The 17,814-nt window shown below is 70.0% G+C and carries 18 protein-coding genes; 13 read left to right on the top strand and 5 right to left on the bottom strand.

The genetic code is table 11. The features are described 5' to 3' along the window. The first annotated feature begins 14 nt into the window (after positions 1–14). Both AORI_RS43295 and AORI_RS43300 read left to right on the top strand, forming a co-directional pair. Positions 15–929: a DUF4349 domain-containing protein gene (locus AORI_RS43295; protein ID WP_016330908.1), complete on the top strand. Its 915-nt coding sequence runs from the start codon at positions 15–17 to the stop codon at positions 927–929. A 658-nt stretch (positions 930–1,587) separates the two neighbouring features. Next, on the top strand, positions 1,588–2,337 hold the full coding sequence (locus AORI_RS43300; protein ID WP_043847866.1) for a phosphoglyceromutase: 750 nt from the start codon (positions 1,588–1,590) through the stop codon (positions 2,335–2,337). 87 nt (positions 2,338–2,424) lie between these two features. Here AORI_RS43300 and AORI_RS43305 read toward each other — a convergent pair whose 3' ends face one another. Then, positions 2,425–3,342: a hypothetical protein gene (locus tag AORI_RS43305; RefSeq protein ID WP_016330910.1), complete on the bottom strand. Its 918-nt coding sequence runs from the start codon at positions 3,340–3,342 to the stop codon at positions 2,425–2,427. Then, positions 3,339–3,986 carry a LuxR family transcriptional regulator gene (locus AORI_RS43310; RefSeq protein WP_016330911.1) on the bottom strand — a complete coding sequence of 216 codons (648 nt, stop codon included), beginning with the start codon at positions 3,984–3,986 and terminating at the stop codon, positions 3,339–3,341. The genes AORI_RS43305 and AORI_RS43310 overlap by 4 nt, the downstream gene beginning before the upstream one ends. Before the next feature lie 272 nt (positions 3,987–4,258). Between AORI_RS43310 and AORI_RS43315 the strand changes: the two genes are divergently transcribed. The 11 genes from AORI_RS43315 (at position 4,259) to AORI_RS43360 (ending at position 14,745) form a co-directional block, all read left to right on the top strand. Further along, positions 4,259–5,491 carry a sensor histidine kinase gene (locus AORI_RS43315; protein WP_016330912.1) on the top strand — a complete coding sequence of 411 codons (1,233 nt, stop codon included), beginning with the start codon at positions 4,259–4,261 and terminating at the stop codon, positions 5,489–5,491. Continuing rightward, positions 5,488–6,177, top strand: coding sequence for a response regulator transcription factor (locus AORI_RS43320; RefSeq protein WP_005167072.1), 690 nt, complete (start codon positions 5,488–5,490; stop codon positions 6,175–6,177). Before AORI_RS43315 ends, AORI_RS43320 begins: the two co-directional genes overlap by 4 nt. Positions 6,178–6,382: 205 nt before the next feature. Beyond that, the gene (locus AORI_RS43325; RefSeq protein WP_016330913.1) at positions 6,383–7,372 is read left to right on the top strand and encodes a Ppx/GppA family phosphatase; all 990 of its coding nucleotides are present in this window, start codon (positions 6,383–6,385) and stop codon (positions 7,370–7,372) included. Positions 7,373–7,477: 105 nt separating this feature from the next. Then, positions 7,478–9,019 carry a hypothetical protein gene (locus AORI_RS43330; protein WP_016330914.1) on the top strand — a complete coding sequence of 514 codons (1,542 nt, stop codon included), beginning with the start codon at positions 7,478–7,480 and terminating at the stop codon, positions 9,017–9,019. 22 nt (positions 9,020–9,041) lie between these two features. Next, positions 9,042–9,839, top strand: coding sequence for a sugar phosphate isomerase/epimerase family protein (locus AORI_RS43335; protein WP_016330915.1), 798 nt, complete (start codon positions 9,042–9,044; stop codon positions 9,837–9,839). A gap of 141 nt (positions 9,840–9,980) precedes the next feature. Continuing rightward, on the top strand, positions 9,981–10,811 hold the full coding sequence (locus AORI_RS43340; RefSeq protein ID WP_016330916.1) for a thioesterase family protein: 831 nt from the start codon (positions 9,981–9,983) through the stop codon (positions 10,809–10,811). A 24-nt stretch (positions 10,812–10,835) separates the two neighbouring features. Continuing rightward, positions 10,836–11,645 (top strand): pyrroline-5-carboxylate reductase, encoded by an 810-nt coding sequence (gene proC, locus AORI_RS43345; RefSeq protein ID WP_016330917.1) that lies wholly within the window; start codon positions 10,836–10,838, stop codon positions 11,643–11,645. A 213-nt stretch (positions 11,646–11,858) separates the two neighbouring features. Next, positions 11,859–12,074 carry a helix-turn-helix domain-containing protein gene (locus tag AORI_RS43350; RefSeq protein WP_016330918.1) on the top strand — a complete coding sequence of 72 codons (216 nt, stop codon included), beginning with the start codon at positions 11,859–11,861 and terminating at the stop codon, positions 12,072–12,074. A gap of 145 nt (positions 12,075–12,219) precedes the next feature. Continuing rightward, a complete protein-coding gene (locus tag AORI_RS82715) occupies positions 12,220–12,321 on the top strand; it encodes a 30S ribosomal protein bS22 (RefSeq protein WP_007030867.1) in 102 nt (33 codons plus the stop codon). 286 nt (positions 12,322–12,607) lie between these two features. Continuing rightward, positions 12,608–13,657, top strand: coding sequence for an NAD-dependent epimerase/dehydratase family protein (locus AORI_RS43355; RefSeq protein ID WP_016330919.1), 1,050 nt, complete (start codon positions 12,608–12,610; stop codon positions 13,655–13,657). After that, positions 13,654–14,745, top strand: a complete 1,092-nt coding sequence (locus AORI_RS43360; RefSeq protein WP_016330920.1) for a lysophospholipid acyltransferase family protein — start codon at positions 13,654–13,656, stop codon at positions 14,743–14,745. Before AORI_RS43355 ends, AORI_RS43360 begins: the two co-directional genes overlap by 4 nt. A 129-nt stretch (positions 14,746–14,874) precedes the next feature. Here AORI_RS43360 and AORI_RS43365 read toward each other — a convergent pair whose 3' ends face one another. From AORI_RS43365 to AORI_RS43375, 3 genes are all read right to left on the bottom strand, one after another. Next, a complete protein-coding gene (locus AORI_RS43365; protein ID WP_016330921.1) occupies positions 14,875–15,777 on the bottom strand; it encodes an HAD family hydrolase in 903 nt (300 codons plus the stop codon). 96 nt (positions 15,778–15,873) lie between these two features. Beyond that, positions 15,874–16,965: a DUF5667 domain-containing protein gene (locus tag AORI_RS43370; protein WP_016330922.1), complete on the bottom strand. Its 1,092-nt coding sequence runs from the start codon at positions 16,963–16,965 to the stop codon at positions 15,874–15,876. 109 nt (positions 16,966–17,074) lie between these two features. Next, positions 17,075–17,773, bottom strand: coding sequence for a sigma-70 family RNA polymerase sigma factor (locus tag AORI_RS43375; protein ID WP_016330923.1), 699 nt, complete (start codon positions 17,771–17,773; stop codon positions 17,075–17,077). Positions 17,774–17,814: the final 41 nt, after the last annotated feature.

Consider the following 17,814-nt stretch of genomic DNA (forward strand, 5'->3'; position numbering starts at 1 on the left):
GGGAGACGGTTTTCATGCACAAGGGATTGAGATGGGTCGCGGCCGCCGGCATCGTGCTGGCGCTGGCGGGCTGCTCAGCGAACGATTCCGGCGGTGAGCCGGCCGCGATGCCGATGTCGGCCGACACCAAGCAGGCGGCGCCCAAAGAAGGGGTGCCGAACAAAGAGGCGACCGACAGCAAGGCGGGTTCGGGCAAGGCGCCGGCGCCCGCGGGGCAGCCGGGGATCACCGACCGCAAGCTGGTGCGCACGGCGAGCCTGGAGCTCACCGCCCCGAACGTCGCGGACGTGATCTCGCAGGTGCGCGTCATCACCCAGGGCGCCGCCGGCTACACCGGGCAGGAGAGCACGCAGGAGAAGCGGGCGTCGGTGAACGTCATCGTGCCCTCCGAGCGCCTCGACGGCGTGCTGGACCAGCTCGGCAAGCTCGGGAAGCAGGTCCGGCGCGAGGTCACCGCGACGGACGTGACCGAGCAGATGGTCGACGTCGAATCGCGGCTGGCGACGCAGCGGGCGAGCGTCGAGCGCATCCGCGCGCTGCTCGCGAGGGCGACTTCGGTCTCGGAGATCGCCTCGGTGGAGAGCGAGCTGACGAGCCGGGAAGCCGAGCTCGAGTCGCTCCAGAAGCGGCGTGAAAGCCTGGCGGGCAGTGTCGCCATGTCGACGATTTCGTTGCAGGTGAAGGCGGAGACGGTCGCGGCGGCGGAGCAGTCCCGCAGCGGGTTCCTCGGCGGGCTCGCCGACGGCTGGGACGCGTTCCTGACCTTCGGTGGCGGTCTGCTGACCGTGCTCGGTGCGATGGCGCCGTTCGTGCTGGTCTTCGGTGTGCCCGCGGCCGCGCTGGTGTGGTGGCTGCGCAAGCGGCGCCGTCCGGCGGAACCCGCGATGGCGACCGCTTCGGATCTGCCGTCCGCGCCCCCGCTGGACTGAGCCGCCAAGCCCCCGGTGACCGTTCGGGGTCTGGATGGACGACACGCGTGATCCGGCGGACGACACACGTGACTGGATGGACGACACGACCCGGGCCGGGGTGTCACGAGTCGTCCGCTCAATCACGTGTGTCGTCCATTCCGACACGCGTGTCGTCCGTTCAGGCACACGAAACTGCTACCCGCGCACCGGCAGTGCCTTGCCACTCACGAGACTCCCCGAAGATGAACAGGCGGGACGGCTCGAGGGAGGGGGGAGTCGCGATCTCGAGCCGCCCCGCTGAAGTTCCCGCCAAGGTGGACCCGGTGACGAGGGGGATGCCAACGGGGCCGGCGGGCGCCGCGACTCGGCAGGGGGGAGACGAGTCGCGGTCGTCACCCGCGTCGAGCCGGGGAGTGCGTGGAATCCGGCCGCGCGGGACTTAGTCAACCTGTCAGATCTCCACCTGTAATCACAAGACTACCGGTTACTCCGTTCGAGTGAAATTCCAAAACCGGGATAACGGAGTGCAGCCTGATTTCCAGGGAACGGCACTTGTTGGCAACCCGTCTTCTGGACGGGTGAAGGTGTTACTCGCGGGTAACGCACTCTCCGTAGAAATAAAGCCAAGCGCGGCCCTCTGACCGGCGCTTCCGCTCCCTCTGGCAGGCTGAACCCCATGGCTGAGCTTGGGACTCTGGTGCTGCTGCGTCACGGGCAGAGCACGTGGAACGCCGAAAACCTGTTCACCGGCTGGGTGGACGTGCCGCTGTCGGAGCAGGGCGAGCAGGAGGCACGCAAGGGCGGGCAGCTGCTCGCGGAGTCCGGCCTGCTGCCGGACGTCGTGCACACGTCGCTGATGCGCCGCGCGATCTCGACCGCCAACCTGGCGCTCGACGCCGCCGACCGGCACTGGATCCCGGTGAAGCGCGACTGGCGCCTCAACGAGCGCCACTACGGCGCGCTCCAGGGCAAGAACAAGAAGCAGACCCTCGACGAGTTCGGCGAGGAGCAGTTCATGCTCTGGCGCCGCTCCTACGACACCCCGCCGCCGCCGATCGACCCGGCCGACGAGTTCAGCCAGGTGGGCGACGCGCGCTACGCCGACCTCGGCGACGCCGCCCCGCTGACCGAGTGCCTCAAGGACGTCGTCGCGCGGCTGCTGCCGTACTGGGAGTCCGAGATCGTGCCGGATCTGCGCGCGGGCAAGACCGTGCTCGTCGCCGCGCACGGGAACTCGCTGCGGGCGCTGGTGAAGCACCTCGACGGCATCTCCGACGACGCGATCGCCGGGCTCAACATCCCGACCGGCATCCCGCTGCGCTACGACCTCACCGAAGACCTCAAGCCGGTCACCGTGGGCGGGACGTACCTGGACCCGGAGGCCGCCAAGGAGGCCGCGGCCGCCGTGGCGAACCAGGGCCGGTAGCGCGCTCCGGTACCAAAGTGTCATGAAAGGGTCGTTCAGGACGTTTTTCGTCCTGAACGACCCTTTCATGACATCTGGGGCATTGCGTCAGGGGAGGGCTTGGACCGACTCGACGCCCGCCGCCTTCCACCCGTCGGGCAGCCGCTGGAGACGCAGGACGAGCGGCAGGTACTTCTTCGTCGTCTGCCCGGCCGCGTCCGTGACGTCCGACGTCGCGAAGAGCAGCACGCTCGCCTTGTCGTCCACGACCTCCATGACCGCCGTGGCCGGGTTCGGCGCCAGCGACGCCTTCGTGCCCGCGGACCGGATCTGGTTCAGCCGCCCCGCCTTGTCCTGCTGGAACTGGGTCAGCAGCTGCCCGGTCGACACCGACTCGTAGCGGGCGTACGTGCCTTCGGGGTCGGCCGGATTCACGTTCAGCAGGGCTTCCGCGGCACGCAGGGCACCGTCCCGCGCGGAATCCCGCGCTCGTGCGAACACCCGGTCACCCGCGCCCGGCTTCTCCGCCGCGGGCGGAGCGTCCGCCGGGTTCACCTTGATCTCGCCGATCCGCCAGCGGTCACCCTCGCGGACGGTCGCGAGCAGCACCGACGCGATGCCCTTGCTGGTGGCGCCGGCCCTGGTGCTGCTCTGGTCCAGGATGGTCAGCACCCGGGCCTTGTCCGGCGTCTGCTCGACCGCCGCCGAGAGGATCACCCTGGTCACGAGCTTGACCGGCTCGGCCGATTTCCGGACCTCGGCGAACAGCTTCGCCAGCTCGTCGCGCGCGCCCGGCGTCAGGTGGTCGGCGAGCGCCTTCTCGTAGGCGGGCACGGCCGTGCTGTCGTAGGAGAACGCCGCTTCGGTGGCCGTCTTCACCGCCGTGAGCACGGACGCCGTCTTCGCCGGATCGACCAGCGCGAGGTTCGCGGGCGGGCTCTCCGGTTCGGGCCGGGCGGTACCGGAGATCGTGGTGGTGCAGCCCGCGAGCGCGAGCAGCACGGCCAGCCCCGCCCAGCGCTTCACAGGAGGCCGAGTTCCCGTGCCCGCGCGTCGACCTGCAGACGCGATGTGACGCCGAGCGCGACCAGCAGCTCCGAGACGCGGCGCTGATAGGTGCGCACGCCCATGCCGAGGCTCTTCGCGGCCTTCTCGTCCTTGCAGCCGGTGGTGAGGAACTCGAGGATCTGCGGTGCCTCCATCCGGATGTCGGCGAACCGCGCGTCGAACGTCTCCAGGGTGGTGGACGCGCGCCAGGCGGTTTCGAACAGCGACAGGATGCCCTGCACCAGCTCGGGGCGCGAGATGACGCTGTACGAGCGCACCGCCTTGCCCTCGTCGCCCGCCATGATCGCGACCCGCTCGTCGAGCAGGATCGTCTCGTTGATCTCCTCGGTGCCGATTCGGATCTGCGCGCCGAGACCGGACAGATGGTGCAGGTGCTGCGCGGTCTGCTCGTTCAGCAGGACGCCGGGGCGGTACAGCTTGCGGATCCGCTTGTCGTGCACCAGCCGTTCGCCCTGCCGCGTGAGCGACGGCCGCGAAAGCGCCCAGGTGTAGAGGTCGTCGGCCGCGCACGCGATGTCGGTCGCCGCGACGAACAGATGAGCCGTCCGGTCGAACAGCTCTTCTTCTCCTCGAATCAGGGAGATGTCACTGACGAGTTCCACGGCGACAGTCTTCCAACATTCCCCGGGAGCCGTGACGGGAACGTCGCTATTCGCCCGCGGATAATCACGACGAAAGTCGGGATCCGGGCATCACACGGCGGCGATGTCCCCGGTTCGGGTGACCCGCCTCACCCAGGAGATCTCGGCCAGGGATCGGCCACGTGAACGGCGGCTGACCTGCAGGCGAACAGGGTGTCCCCAGGTGTCATAGGCATCACGAGTACGCGGCCGGGACTAGGCCAAAAGACTACCCGCGCGCTTACGATTCCCCTGTGACCACGCCTGTTGCACTCGCCCTGGCCGTCGGCGGACTGATCGTCGGTGTGGTTTTCGGCTTCCTGCTCGCGCGGGGCCGCGCCCGCCGCGAGGAGCGGCGACCGGCCGGGCCCACCGTGGCCGAGCTGCTCGAACGCCTCGTGCGGTCCAGCAACAACGGCGTCGTCGTGCTCAACAAGTTCGGCGACATGGTCCTGCACAACCCGCGCGCCTACGAGCTGGGACTGGTGAAGGTCAACCAGGCCGATCCGCGGGCCCGCAAGGCCGCCGAACAGGTGGTCGAGACCGACGAGCCGATGGAGATCGACCTTTCCCCGCTCGAGGCGAGGGGCCGCCAGCCCGAGGCCGTCCTCGGCGAGGTCCGCCCGCTCGGCGACGGGTTCACCGTGGTCGAGGCCGTCGACCATTCCGAGGCGATCCGGCTCGAAGCCGTCCGGCGTGACTTCGTCGCGAACGTGAGCCACGAGCTGAAGACGCCGGTGGGCGCGATCGCGCTGCTCACCGAGGCCGTCCTCGACGCCGCGGAGGACACCGAGGAGGTCCGCCGCTTCGGCGGCAAGATCCTCCGCGAATCGACCCGGCTCGGCCAGCTGGTCACCGAGCTGATCGCGCTGTCGCGGCTGCAGGGCGCCGAGCGGCTGCCCGACCTGAACGTCGTCGAGGTCGACGCCGTGGTCCGCGAGGCGCTCGGCCGGACGACGCTTTCGGCGGAATCCGCCGAGATCACCATCACCACCGACGCGGCCAGCGGGCTGCTCATCGAGGGCGACCGGACGCTGATGGTCACCGCGCTGTCGAACCTGCTGGAGAACGCCGTCGCGTACTCGCCGGCGGGCAGCCCGGTGTCGATCAGCAGGCGGCTGGTCGACGGCAAGGTCGAGATCGCGGTGACCGACCGCGGCATCGGGATCGCCGAGGACGAGCAGCAGCGCGTCTTCGAGCGGTTCTACCGCGCGGACAAGGCGCGGTCGCGGGCGACCGGCGGCACCGGGCTGGGCCTGGCGATCGTCAAGCACGTGGCCGCCAACCACGGCGGTTCGGTCGGCCTGTGGAGCCGTCCCGGCACCGGATCGACCTTCACCCTGCGCATCCCCGCGCACATCCCCGCCGAACCGGCCGCGCCCGTGAAACAGGCTCCGCCGGTGTCACGGCCGGAGAAGACCCCCGAGCGGACACCCCGTCTCGTGGCAACAGGGCAAGAAAGCCCCGACCATGGAGGAAACCTGTGACGAGGGTTCTCATCGTCGAGGACGAAGAGTCGTTCGCCGACCCGCTCGCGTTCTTGCTCCGCAAGGAGGGCTTCACCGCCGCCGTCGCCGTGACGGGGCAGCAGGCGCTCGAGGAGTTCGACCGCAACGGCGCCGACATCGTCCTGCTCGACCTCATGCTCCCCGGCATGAGTGGCACCGACGTCTGCAAGCAGCTCAGGCAGCGTTCCGCGGTGCCGGTGATCATGGTGACCGCGCGCGACAGCGAGATCGACAAGGTCGTCGGGCTGGAACTGGGCGCCGACGACTACGTCACCAAGCCGTACTCGGCCCGTGAGCTCATCGCGCGGGTGCGGGCGGTGCTGCGCCGCGGCGGCGAGCCGGGCTCCGAAGGCGACCTGGCCCCGCTCGTGCTGACCGCCGGGCCGGTGCGGATGGACGTCGAGCGGCACGTGGTGACCGTCGACGGCCAGGAGGTCTCCTTGCCGCTCAAGGAGTTCGACCTGCTCGAGTACCTGCTGCGCAACGTGGGCCGCGTGCTCACCCGCGGGCAGCTGATCGACCGGGTGTGGGGCGCGGACTACGTCGGCGACACCAAGACGCTCGACGTCCACGTGAAGCGGCTGCGGTCGAAGATCGAGCCGGATCCGGGCTCGCCCCGGCACCTGGTCACCGTGCGCGGCCTGGGCTACAAGTTCGAGACGTGAGCTGAAGGGGACTTTCCCGGCATAGATCCGGGCCTGGGCGCGCCAGCGCCTCCGTCGAGGGTGGTGGCGGGGGCATGGATGGAGCGGTGAAGGACGCTTTCCTCGCATGGCATGCGGGGAAAGTCCCCTTCAGCCCCCGCCCCTGCGATACAGATCACGGTTACGGTTTCGTGACCTGATGTGGGGGCGGGTACCGTAGACGCTCGTGCGCCTAGGGGTACTCGACGTCGGTTCCAACACCGTCCACCTGCTCGTGGTCGACGCCCATCGTGGCGCCCACCCGACCCCGATGCATTCCGAAAAGGCCGTCCTCCGCCTCGCCGAGCAGATCACCCGCAACGGCGACCTGAGCCGCGCGGGCGCGGACAGCCTCGTCCGCGCGGTCGAATCGGCGAAGGCGGCCGCGGCCCGGCTGGGCTGCGAAGAGGTCATGGCGTTCGCCACGTCCGCGGTCCGCGAAGCCAAGAACGCCCCGAAGGTGCTGGCGAAGGTCCAGGAACAGACCGGAGTCGAACTCCAGGTGCTCTCCGGGATCGACGAGTCCCGGCTCACCTTCCTCGCCGTCCGCCGCTGGTTCGGCTGGTCGGCGGGCAAGCTGCTCGTGCTCGACATCGGCGGCGGCTCGCTCGAGGTCGCGATGGGCCGCGACGAGGAGCCGGACCTGGCCGAATCGCTGCCCTTGGGCGCGGGCCGGACCACCCGGACGCGGTTCCAGCACGACCCGCCCTCCCGCTCGGAGCTCATCGCGACTTCGGTGTGGCTCGAAGAACAACTCGCCCCGCTCGCGAAGAAGGTCGCCAAATTGGGTGAACCCGATCGTGTCGTGGCGACCTCGAAGACGTTCCGGTCGCTCGCCCGGCTGACCGGAGCGGCGCCGTCGGCCAGCGGGCCGCATGTGCGCCGTACCCTGACCGACACCGCGTTGCGCCAGCTCATCGCGTTCATCTCCCGGATGACCGCCCAGGACCTGGCCCAGCTCGAGGGGGTCAGCGCGAGCAGGTCGCATCAGCTCGTGGCCGGCGCGCTCGTCGCACAAGCCACCATGCGGGCGCTTTCCCTGGAAGAACTGGAGATCTGTCCGTGGGCGCTGCGAGAAGGTGTCATCCTTCGACGGCTGGACCATTCGAACGGTGCGGACGAGACTGTGGGCGGCAGCGCCCGACTGGACTTAGTCGACGGAGAACGGGCACGGTGAAGAGGTGACGGAAATGCGGATGACGGTGGATAGCGCGCGCGACGCCGCCGATGCCCCGTCGCGTGCCGGTTCGCAACGGCTGGAGCGCGCATTGGACAGCACGGTATGACGGACGAGACAGAGAGCGGCCAGCCACAGAAGACCGTGGCGGAGCTGCTGGCGCAGCACGGAGCCCAGCCCGAAGGCGGGCGCCGCAGGCGACGCCGCGCGGCCGACGACGAGGACGACGCTCCCGAGACCACTCGCGGACGGCGCGCGCCGTCGGTGAGCGACACCGCGCCCCAGGCGATCATCGACAGGGTGTCCGGCGACACCCCGCCGCCCGCCAACCGTCCTCCGCGCCGCGCGCGCCCGCAAGACTCCGGCGCGCGTCCGCTCCCGCAGCCGCAGCAGGACTCCGCGCCGCTGCCGGTGCCGCCGAACGCCCCGACCAGGCAGACGCCGCCGGTGCGCCCGCCGCAGGAGCAGAGCGGCTATCAGCAGCGCCCGCCGCAGCAATCCGGTCAGTTCGTGCGGCCCACGCCGCCGCAGGAGCAGAGCGGTTACCAGCAGCGTCCGCCGCAGCAGTCGGGTCAGTTCGTGCGGCCGACGCCGCCGCAGGAGCAGTCCGGCTACCAGCAGCGTCCGCCGGACTCGGAGGGCCTGCCCCCGCGCGGCCGTCCGCGGCCGCCGGGCCCGGAGGAGACCCGCGGCGCGGTGCCGCCGGTCCGCCGCCGTCCCGAACCACCTGGCCCCCCGACAGCGTCTCCAGCGGGGCTCTCCGCGAGGCTCGACGGTGGCCTCGACGCCCCGGCCGAAGACGTCCAGGACCAGCCGGGACCGATGGCCAGCGGTGCTTTCGCGACGCCGCCCGCCCAGCCGGCGCGGCGCCGTCGTCCGGCCGCGCGGCCACCCCAGCCGAAGGCCGAGCCGAGCACCGAGCAGTTCGCCGCGGTCGGCGAAGAGGCCGCGCCCGAACCCGAGGCCCCCGTGGAATCGCCGGCGGCACCGCCCGCCGGGCTCGCCGGCTGGCGCAAGCGCAGGCAGAAGGTGCAGTCCGAGGACACCGAGATCGGCGGGATCCCGCCGGTGCCGCCCCCGGTCGCGCCCGTCGAGCCGGACCCAGAGCCCGAACCGGACCCGTTCGACGGCGGCCCCCCGACCATGGGGCATCCGGCGCCGATGCCGTTCGTGCCGCCGCACTCCCTCGACGACCGTGACCGTCAGGACAACCTCGACGAGTACGAGCGCGAGTTCGCCGACCCGGCGTATCCGGACGGCGGCCCGGACTTCGGCCGCGACGACTACGGCTACCGCGCCGACGAGTACGAGGACGACTACGACGACGACCAGGCCGAGGAGGTCGCCGAGGACCACGAGCCCGCGGCGCCCGCCGAGAAGGTCTCGCCGGGGAAGCAGTGGCTGGCGCTCGCCGGTCAGCTCGCGCTCGGCGTCGTCGGCGGCGCCGGGGTCTGGCTGGGCTTCAACTGGCTGTGGGTGAACCTTCCCGCCGCCGCGCTGGTCGCCGCGTTGCTGGTGATCGTCGCGCTGGTGTGGATCGTCCGGAAGATCCGCAAGGCGGAGGATCTTCAGACCCTGGTGCTCGCGGTGCTGGTCGGACTGGTGGTGACGGTCTCACCGGCCGCACTCCTGCTGGTCGCCCGTTAGCGGCCTCGGGAAGAATGCCGGGATGGTTCAGCAGGTTCCGGTAGGCCTCTCGACGGCGTCCGTCTGGCCGTTGCGGGCGGGAGTGGCGTTCGAGCTGGCCGCCGACCTCGGCTACGACGGTGTCGAGGTGATGGTCTGGGCCGATCCGGTCAGCCAGGACGTCTCCGCGCTGCGCCGGTGGTCGCGGCGCACCGGGGTGCCGGTGCTGTCGATCCACTCGCCGTCGTTGCTGATCACCCAGCGCGTGTGGTCGCCGGACCCCGTGGTGCGCCTGCGGATGTCGGTGGAAGCCGCGCAGGAGCTGGGCGCGCGCACGGTCGTGGTCCATCCGCCGTTCCGGTGGCAGCGCCGCTACGGCGACGCGTTCGGGGACCTCGTCGACGAGCTCGAAGAAGCCAGCGGCATCGAGATCGCGGTCGAGAACATGTTCAAGGTCCGCCCGCCCGGCGGCTCGCGGACGTCGCGGGTGTCGGCGTTCCGGCCCTCGATCGACCCTACGGACGTAGGGTTTCGCCACTACACGCTCGACCTGTCCCATACAGCGGCAGCCGGGATGGACGCCCTCGCGCTCGCCGACCGGATGGGGCCGGGGCTCGCGCACGTCCATCTGGCGGACGGCACGGGACTCCCGAAGGACGAGCACCTGGTGCCCGGACGCGGCATCGAACCCTGCGCCGAACTCCTGGAAAAGCTCGTGAGCAGCGATTTCTCCGGACAGGTCGTGCTGGAGATCAACACCCGGCGGTCGCCGAGCGCGGCGCGACGGTCGCGAGACCTCGCGGAGTCACTCTTGTTCGCGAGGCTGCACCTCGGTCAGTGACAAAGATCGTCTCCAGGTGCGGAGATTCATTCCTCCCTGCGCTCGAGGCGCTGCTACACGTAAAGTTCCGACCGTGAACCAGCTGCGCTTGTTGATCTCCCGCACCCCGATGGATCGGCTCGTGGCCTGGGTCAGTGCTCGGTGAGCGCGACCGACGAAACGAGCACCTCCTTCGACGAGGCATGCGCGACGAGATCACTGGGTGACGGCACGTTCACGGCGGTACTCCGAACCGAATGGTCGATCGGTGGACATCCGCACGGCGGCTTCCTGATGGCCCTCATGGCGCGGGCCGCCCTCTCGTTCCTTCACGAACGCGGAGAGCCGCCGTCCGAGCCGCTCGCGATCAGCGCGGAGTTCCTGCACCCGCCGGCGGTGGGGCCGGTGTTGCTGCGCATGGACGTCCGGAAGGTCGGCAGGCGCGCCTCGGTCGTCGGGGTCCTGTTGGAACAGCGGGGCCGCAGCTGCGTCGAGGCCAGGGTGACGACCGGACGGCTGCCGATGCGGCGGCCGGAGTGGACCGACGTCCCGGCCATGGCCGCCGAGCCGCCGCCCGGCGCGGTGCCCGTGACCGGTGAGACCTCCGAAGGGCTTTTCAACCTCGCGAAGGGCTGCGAGGTCCGGCTCGACCCGGCGAGTGTCGGCTACCTGCACGGCCGGATCGGCGACCCGCCGAGGATGCGGCTGTGGGTCCGGCCCCGGCACGGCCTCGCGGACCCGTACTTCGCCCTGCTCGCGAGCGACGTGAACCCGCCGGTGGTCTACAACCTCGGCCGGGTCGGCTGGGCGCCCACCGTGCAGCTGACCGCGTTGCTGCGCACCCGCCCGGCGCCGGGCTGGCTGCGGGTGATCGTCCAGAGCCAGTCGGTGCACGAGGCCTGGTTCGACTCGGACGCCCTCGTGGTCGACTCGCAAGGAAGGCTGGTCTGTCAGGCGCGGCAGCTGGCGCTCGCCCCGGCGCCTGGAGCCTGACGGCCGTTTGGCACGCTGGACGGCATGAGTGTGATCGCCGTTCTGGGTGCCGGGAAGATAGGGGAGGCCCTGCTCTCGGGCCTGTTGCACGGCGGGCACAGCCCGGACGACCTCCTGTTCACCGAGCGGTATCCGGCGCGCGCGGCCGAGCTGACCGAGCGCTACGGCGTGCACGGGGTCAGCGTCGCCGACGCCGCCCGCCGGGCCGACGTGCTGGTCGTCGCGGTCAAACCGCAGGACATCGAGCCGGTGCTGGACGAGCTCGCGCCGCTGCTCGGCAAGGAGTCCCTGGTGGTCTCGCTGTGCGCGGGCCTGCCGACCGCCCTGTACGAGCGCAGGCTGGCCGACGGCGTCCCGGTGGTGCGGGTCATGCCGAACACCCCGATGCTCGTCGGAGAGGCGATGAGCGCGGTCTCCGCGGGCGCGCACGCGACCGCCGAGCACATCGCGGTGGTGAAGGATCTGCTCTCGCACGTCGGGCAGGTCGTCGAGGTGCCCGAGTCGCAGCAGGACGCCGTCACGGCGCTGTCCGGCTCCGGGCCCGCGTACTTCTTCTACCTGGTCGAGGCCATGATCGACGCCGGGATCCTGCTCGGTCTGCCGCGGGCGCTCGCCGGGCAGCTGATCATCCAGTCGGCGGTCGGGGCGGCGAAGATGCTCGCCGAGTCCGACGAGCACCCGGTGTTGCTGCGCGAGGCCGTCACCTCACCCGCCGGCACGACCATCAACGCCATCCGCGAGCTGGAGAAGCACGGCGTCCGCGCGGCGCTCCTGGCCGCCATCGAGGCCGCGAAGGACCGCTCGACCGAGCTGGGCCGCGCCCACGAGGGCTGAAGGGGACTTTCCCCGCATAACACGCGGCGAAGGACGCTTTCAGTGCATAAGACGCGGTGAAAGCGTCCTTCAGCCCCCGGATACGGGCCCATCCCGGTGACTCGCGTCGCTTTAGCCACACGTGTCCCGCTACTCTCAGGAGAGCACGTGCGTGTCGATACCACAGGTGGGGAAGCCTCGTGGCGCGACACGTGTCGAAGGACACGGTGAATCATGCCGCCGAACAAGAAGGATGACCTGCCCTCAGTGGGCCAGGTCCAGTTCCTGACGGTCGCCGAGGTGGCCACGCTGATGCGGGTCTCCAAGATGACCGTCTACCGCCTCGTTCACTCGGGCGAGCTGCCCGCGGTGCGCGTCGGGAAGTCGTTCAGAGTGCCCGAAAAGGCCGTACACGAGTATCTGCAGGGCGCGTACTTCGACGTGGGCTGAGGCTCGGTTCGCGGAGCACAACGTGCCCGCCCGAGGGCGTCTTCCGGGGCGCGAGTACCCTGGAAGACCGCTCGTGCCTGTGCGCTCCACCCGTTGGACGCTGCGCCGGGCAGCGTGACCGACGACGAAGGAAGGAGCGCTCACGATGGGCTCTGTGATCAAGAAGCGCCGTAAGCGCATGTCGAAGAAGAAGCACCGCAAGTTGCTGCGCCGGACGCGCGTTCAGCGTAGGAAGGCCGGCAAGTAAGACACAGCCGGTGAGTGGCCCGTCCAGTTTCTGGGCGGGCCATTCCCATTTCGTGGGCGGATTCCGCCCATTCGAGTGAGACGTGCATCCCCTCTGCGAGCAGCGGGTTAATAGCATGTAAGCGACGACTCGACTACCCCTAATGAGCGGTAACATCTCAAGGGCAGCCGCGCGATGCTTCCAATGAGTGCAGGTTCGCGCACACACGGTCGATGGACCAGCGCTCAAGGTCATCAGGACCCCGTGATCGAAAGTCCGAGAACCGCCCAAAGCCGCAGGGAGTCCTATGCCGTCGAACATCGTGCTCGTGACCGGGGTCGGGGGAGACCTTGGCGGGAAGCTGCTCGCCAGACTCGGCAACCATCCGGGGTTCGAGCGGGTGATCGGCGTGGACACCACGCCCCCGCAGAAGTCGGTACTGCAGCGCATGGGGCACGCTGAGTACGTCCGCGCCGACATCCGAAACCCGCTGATCGCCAAGGTGATCAGCACGGCCAAGGTCGACACCGTGGTGCACGCCTCGTGCACCGCGCATCCGGCGGGCCCGGCTCGCCGGACGGCGATCAAAGAGGTCAACGTCATCGGCACGATGCGGCTGCTGGCGGCCTGCCAGCGCTCGCCGCTCGTGCGCAAGCTCGTGGTGAAGTCGACGGCCGCCGTCTACGGCGCCGGCGCGCGCTCGCAGGCCGTGTTCACCGAGGATTCGGAGCTCATCCCCACCTCGGCCAGCGGCTACGCGAAGGACGCCGTCGAGATGGAGGGGTACGTCCGCGGGCTCATGCGCCGCCGTCCCGACATCACGACGACGCTCCTCCGGTTCGCCAACATCATCAGCCCGGAGATCGACACGGTGCTCTCGCGCTACTTCGCGCTGCCGGTCGTCCCGACCGTCTTCGGCTACGACGCGCGCATCCAGCTGCTCCACGCCTCGGACGCGCTGGCCGTCTTCGAACAGGCGACGCTGAACGACACGCCCGGCGTGTTCAACGTCGGATCCGAAGGGGTGCTCACCCTCTCTCAGGCGATCCGGCGAGCGGGACGGGTCGAGCTGCCGATGCCCAGCGGCGTCGTGCCGTCGGTCGGCAAGGTGCTGCGCGGAGCGCGGGTGGTCGACTTCTCGGCCGACCAGGTGCGGCTGCTGAACTTCGGCCGCGTCGTGGACATCACGAAGCTCAAGAAGGATTTCGGCTACACCCCGCGTTGGACGACGCGGGAAGCGTTCGACGACTACATCACCGGCCGCGGGCTCCGGCCCGTGGTGGACGGCGGCAAGCTCGCCGGATTCGCGGGCAAGGTGCTGGTGGCCGCGGCGACCGGGCAGGCGGCGCACCGATGAGCAGGCCACACGAGAACTCTCACGAAGGCGAGGCGGAAAACGTGAGCGGCGCTGAAGCGCAGGTCATCCCGTTGCACGGCCCCGGCAGAGAGAAGCCGGACCCGGCGGCCCAGGCGGAACGGGATCTTCGCGAGTCGGAAGAAGCTCAGGAACATCTGGACTCCGAACGCCGGGCCGACGCGCCCGTCGTCGAGTTCCCCGGGGCGGCGCGGGTCTCGCCCGCCCGGACCCGGCCCGCCGACGCGGACCTCCTCCCGGATTCGCTCAGGACGGCGTTGGCGTTCGTGCGTGACCGGCTCACCGGTGACTACACCGTCGACGAGTTCGGCTTCGACGCCGAGCTCACCGAGACCCTGCTGTTGCCGCCGCTGCGCGCGCTGTACGAGAAGTGGTTCCGGGTCGACACGTTCGGCGTCGAGAACCTGCCCGCCGACGGCGGCGCGCTGCTGGTGTCGAACCACTCCGGCACGGTGCCGCTCGACGCGCTGATGACCGCCGTCGCCGTGCACGACCACGTCCCCGGCGGCAGGCACCTGCGCGGCCTCGGCGCGGATCTGGTGTTCCAGCTGCCGCTGATCGGCTCCTTCGCCCGCAAGTCCGGGCAGACGCTCGCCTGCAACGCCGACGCGGAACGCTTGCTGCGCAAGGGAGAACTCGTCGGCGTCTGGCCGGAAGGGTTCAAGGGGATCGGGAAGCCGTTCTCTTCGCGGTACAAGCTGCAGCGGTTCGGCCGCGGTGGTTTCGTCTCCGCCGCGCTGCGGACCGGGGCGCCGATCATCCCCGTGTCCGTCATCGGCGCGGAGGAGATCTACCCGAAGGTCGGGGACATCAAGCTGCTCGCGCGGGTGCTCGGCCTGCCGTACTTCCCGGTGACGCCGTTCTTCCCGTTGCTCGGCCCGCTCGGCGCGATCCCGCTGCCGACGAAGTGGAGCATCGAGTTCGGCGAGCCCATCCGCACGGACACCTACGACGCGGACGCCGTGGACGACCCGATGCTGGTGTTCACGCTGACCGACCAGGTGCGGGAGTCGATCCAGCAGTCGCTGTACAAACGCCTTTCGCAGCGAAAGAGCGTCTTCAAGGGCTAGAACCCGTCATTCGCGTGATCAGACCCGTAACTCGCGTGATTGGGGCCGCAACTCACGAGTTGCGGCCCCAATCACGTGAATGACGGCTTCAGACACGTGAATGACGGCTTCAAGCACGCGAGTGACGGGTCAGCGCTTGCGGTAGGCCATGCCCGCGGCGACGGCACCGGCCACGGCACCGACGCCGAGCACGGAGGGCACGCCGATCTTCGCGGCCTTGCGCCCGGTCCGGAAGTCACGGATCTCCCAGCCGCGCGCCCGCGCGACGTCGCGAAGACCGCCGTCCGGGTTCACCGCGACCGCGGTCCCGACGACGGACAGCATCGGGACGTCGTTCTGCGAGTCCGAATACGCCGTGCAGCGCTTGAGATTCAGCCCTTCGCGTGACGCCAGCGCGCGCACGGCGTGGGCTTTCGCACGGCCGTGCAGCAGGTCACCGACGAGACGGCCGGTGTAGACGCCGTCCTTGGTCTCCGCGACGGTACCCAGCGCGCCGGTGAGGCCGAGGCGCCGCGAGATGATGGCCGCGAGTTCGATCGGGGTCGCGGTGACCAGCCAGACACGCTGTCCGGCGTCGAGGTGCATCTGCGCGAGCGCCCTGGTGCCGGACCAGATCTTGTCCGCCATCAGCTCGTCGTAGATCTCTTCGCTGATGTCGGTCAGTTCCTGCACGGTGCGACCGGCCACAAAGGACAGTGCGCGCTCGCGGTGGGTCTTGATGTCCTCCTTGTTCTCCCGGCCGCCGAGCCGGAATTTCACCTGCTGCCAGACGAATCCGGCCAGATCGGCGGACGTGAAGAACTTGCGCGCGGCCAGCCCGCGGGCGAAGTAGAAGATCGACGCGCCCATCATCATGGTGTTGTCGACGTCGAAGAACGCGGCCGCCGTCAGGTCCGGCGGAGCGGGCGGCGCGGGCGGTTCGAGGGCTTCGGCGGACGCGGTCGCCATGGCGGCCTCGGCCGACGCCTCGCCCGCGAGCTCGGCCAGCCGTTCGAGCTCTTGACTCTTATCCCTGCCCCGCCAAACTGACACGCACACCGCCTCCGGAATCCCAGGTGCCTGTGCACAGCGTAGCGAGCGGCCGACCACGCTGTCCCGGGTGTGGCGCCTGCCTCACGTGACACCGAGTCAGCCGATGATTATCGGCGGTAACCCCGGGATGAGTGGCGGAATCGAAACGAGCGGCGGCTTCGGCGTGGTGGTGGTGGTCGTCGGCAGCGGCGGCAGGTTCGTGGGGCCGGGGACGGGAGCCACCGGTGGCGGCGTGCCTCCGGTCGGCGGCGCGATCGGTCCGGTCGGGGCCGCGGTGTCCACACCGGACGACGGTGGAGCAGAGGTCACCGGCGCCGGCGACCCGGTCGGTGCCGACGAGGGCGGGGAAGAGGTCACCGGCGGCAGGACGGCGTGGGGGGAATCGGGGTCGCGGACGCAGTCACCGGCGGCCGGGACCGCGCCCAGTTCGTCGGAAGAGCCCGTGGTGATCGTGTAGCAGACCAGTCGCGAGCCGAGATCCGTCGTGCGTTCCTGGACCTTGTCGAGCAGGGCACGGGCCGCGGAGAACTTGTCGCGCGCCTCGGCGGGCGCGTGCTCGACCTGGAGACCGAGCCGGTCGGACTGATCCCGCGCCCAGGAGCGGAGTTCGGTCAGCCGGGCCTGACCACCCTGATCGGTGACGAGCGCCGTCAGTTGCGAGACGCCGGCGCGGAGATCGGTCTCGAAATCGGCGAGGCCGGTGAAATACGCGGCGGTGGGCGCGCCCTGCCGGGTCAGCTCGTCCAGTTCGCCGACGCGGCTCGCGGCGAACTCCAGATGCTTTTTCGCCTTGTCGTGCTCGTCGAAGGTGAGCCCGAGCGAGGCCGATTCACCCGCTCGTTTGATGCCGTAGAGCGGATCGCCCGGCAACGCGTCCTTGGACAGCAGCAGGGTGATCCCGCCGAGGGCCAGGACGAGCGCGACGGCGGCCGCGGCGAGATTGGCGACGGCGTGACCACGTCGCTTCGGCGCGGCTTCGGCTTCGGCGAGACGTCCGGCGATCTCGTCGCGGATCCGCTGCCGGGTCTCCGCGTCGGGGGCGCCACCGGCGCCGAGTTCGCGTAAACCGCCGACGAGCGCGAGTTCGTGCGCGAACTCGTCGCCGTCCGGGGATTCGGTGCCGTCGACAAGGTCGGCGAAGCGGTCACCGTCCGCCCGCTCCCGCGCGAACCATCCCGGCACGCCCACGGCGAAGTCTCCATCTGCTCAGCCCGGTCCTGACACCGGTCTGGCAGTGAAAACGAGCGGGGACGCCCAAGGGTTACGGCAAGGCCGGGTAAGGCATAAATATGGAACTTTAACGCAGTCCCGTGGGCAGAAGTTGTGCCAAACGGCGTACCGCGCGGTGCTGCAGGGCCTTGATGGCGCCCTCGTTGCGCTTCATGATCGCGGCGGTCTCGGCCACCGAAAGCCCCTGCATGAACCGCAGCACGATGCACTCGCGCTGGTCCTCGCCGAGTTCGGCGACGCAACGCAGCAGTTCGGCACGGGTGGCGCGGCTGATGGCCTGCTGTTCCGGGCCCGCGACGGCCTGCACGCCGACGTTCCCGATCGGCGCCCCGCTGGGCTCGGCGACCTCGTCGGTGACGACCTCGAGGCGGAACCGGCTCGACTTCACGTGGTCGAGGATGATGTTGCGCGCGATGGTGACGAACCAGGCGCCGACGTCACGTCCCTGGTAGCTCACCGACGTGATGCGGCGAAGCGCGCGGAGGAACGTCTCGCTGGTGACGTCCTCGGCGAGGTCCCGGTCGCCGAGGCGGAACAGGACGTAGCGGTAGACGACGTCTACATAGCGGTCGTAAAGCCGTCCGAACGCGGAGGTGTCGCCACCTTGTGCGGCGCTGACCAGCTCCCAGGCTTCGGCCTTCGCGGCTTCGGCGGCGTCTGAGCCTTCCTCCGCCTTGGGGCGGGCCGCGGGCGCCGCGGGGAAACCGCTCCGGCGGAGGATGTGGCCCGCCAGCATCGAGACGGGGTTCGGCGCGGGAAGAGTCACGGTCCACCTCCCGTTCCGGACAGGGAGCACCGGCCCGCATG

Source organism: Amycolatopsis keratiniphila (assembly GCF_000400635.2).
In the GTDB taxonomy this organism is placed as follows: domain Bacteria; phylum Actinomycetota; class Actinomycetes; order Mycobacteriales; family Pseudonocardiaceae; genus Amycolatopsis; species Amycolatopsis keratiniphila.

What these genes read in the sequence shown, in the direction of transcription:
- AORI_RS43295 (WP_016330908.1), top strand. Translation starts at nt 15, where the DNA reads ATGCACAAGGGATTGAGATGGGTCGCGGCCGCCGGCATCGTGCTGGCG.
- AORI_RS43300 (WP_043847866.1), top strand. Translation starts at nt 1,588, where the DNA reads ATGGCTGAGCTTGGGACTCTGGTGCTGCTGCGTCACGGGCAGAGCACG.
- AORI_RS43330 (WP_016330914.1), top strand. Translation starts at nt 7,478, where the DNA reads ATGACGGACGAGACAGAGAGCGGCCAGCCACAGAAGACCGTGGCGGAG.
- AORI_RS43335 (WP_016330915.1), top strand. Translation starts at nt 9,042, where the DNA reads ATGGTTCAGCAGGTTCCGGTAGGCCTCTCGACGGCGTCCGTCTGGCCG.
- proC (WP_016330917.1), top strand. Translation starts at nt 10,836, where the DNA reads ATGAGTGTGATCGCCGTTCTGGGTGCCGGGAAGATAGGGGAGGCCCTG.
- AORI_RS43350 (WP_016330918.1), top strand. Translation starts at nt 11,859, where the DNA reads ATGCCGCCGAACAAGAAGGATGACCTGCCCTCAGTGGGCCAGGTCCAG.
- AORI_RS82715 (WP_007030867.1), top strand. Translation starts at nt 12,220, where the DNA reads ATGGGCTCTGTGATCAAGAAGCGCCGTAAGCGCATGTCGAAGAAGAAG.
- AORI_RS43355 (WP_016330919.1), top strand. Translation starts at nt 12,608, where the DNA reads ATGCCGTCGAACATCGTGCTCGTGACCGGGGTCGGGGGAGACCTTGGC.
- AORI_RS43360 (WP_016330920.1), top strand. Translation starts at nt 13,654, where the DNA reads ATGAGCAGGCCACACGAGAACTCTCACGAAGGCGAGGCGGAAAACGTG.